This is a genomic window from Thiohalocapsa sp., from assembly GCF_019695415.1.
In the GTDB taxonomy this organism is placed as follows: Bacteria; Pseudomonadota; Gammaproteobacteria; order Chromatiales; family Chromatiaceae; genus Thiohalocapsa.
This window is the reverse complement of sequence record NZ_JAIFKJ010000390.1, coordinates 3,821-4,941: the sequence shown is the minus strand read 5'-3', so window position 1 is coordinate 4,941 and position 1,121 is coordinate 3,821. Positions and strand designations below refer to the sequence as shown.

Sequence of the window (1,121 nt, the reverse complement as noted above, 5' to 3'; positions counted from 1 at the left end):
CTGATGATGAAAGGCGGCATCAGGTAAATCAGCCGCCCGAACGGCCGTACCCAGACGCCGCGCTCCACCAGGGCTCGCTGCACCGCGCGCATGGGCACGGGCTCGCTGAGCTCGACGACACCGATGCCGCCGAGCACGCGCACATCGGTGACGCCTGGCAGCTCCCCGCAAGGGGCGAGGCCTTCGCGCAGGCCGGCTTCGATGGCCGCAACTTCGCCTTGCCAGTCGCGGGACAGCAATAGGTCGATGCTCGCATTGGCGATGGCGCAGGCGAGGGGATTGCCCATGAAGGTTGGGCCATGCATGAACGCACCGGGCTCGCCACGGGAGATGGTGGCAGCGACATCCGTGGTTGCGAGCGTCGCAGCGCCCGTGAGATAGCCGCCGGTGAGGGCCTTGCCCAAGCAAAGGATATCCGGCGCGATACCTGCGTGCTCGCAGGCGAAGAGCCGACCAGTGCGCCCGAAGCCGGTGGCGATCTCGTCCAGGATCAAAAGCAAACCATGGCGGTCGCAGAGTGCACGCAGCCGAGTGAGGTAGTCCGGGGAGTAGAAGCGCATGCCGCCGGCGCCCTGGACGATAGGCTCCAGGATCACTGCGGCCAGCTTGTCGGCATAGCGTTCCATGAGTCCCGCGACTTCCGCAATGTCGGCGTCGGTACAGGGCGCCTCAAAGCGCGGCGCGGGCGGCGCCGCAAACACCTGCTTGGGCAGCACGCGCTCGAATAGGCTGTGCATGCCGGTGACCGGGTCACAGACGGACATGGCGTCGAAGGTGTCGCCGTGGTAACCGCCGCGGACGGTGAGGAATCTCACCCGGCCTATATTCCCCGCCGCCTGCTGGTACTGCAGCGCCATTTTCATGGCGACTTCCACGGAGACGGAGCCCGAGTCGCACAGGAACACGTGCTGCAGAGGCGCCGGCGTCAGCCGTACCAACCGCTCGACTAGGCCCACGGCTGGTGCATGAGTCAATCCGCCGAACATGACGTGCGCCATGCGCCCGAGCTGCTCGGTGGCGGCAGCGTTGAGCACCGGGTGGTTGTAGCCGTGGATGGCGCACCACCAGGAGGCCATGCCGTCCACCAGTCGGCGGCCGTCCATGAGCTCGATCTCGCAGCC

General features: G+C 66.9%; 1 protein-coding gene. It reads right to left on the bottom strand.

Annotated elements, in window-relative coordinates; all coding sequences use genetic code 11:
* Nucleotides 1-1,121, bottom strand: a 1,121-nt coding sequence (gene bioA / locus I6U14_RS11230) for an adenosylmethionine--8-amino-7-oxononanoate transaminase (RefSeq protein WP_296899364.1), incomplete at both ends; no start/stop codon positions are given.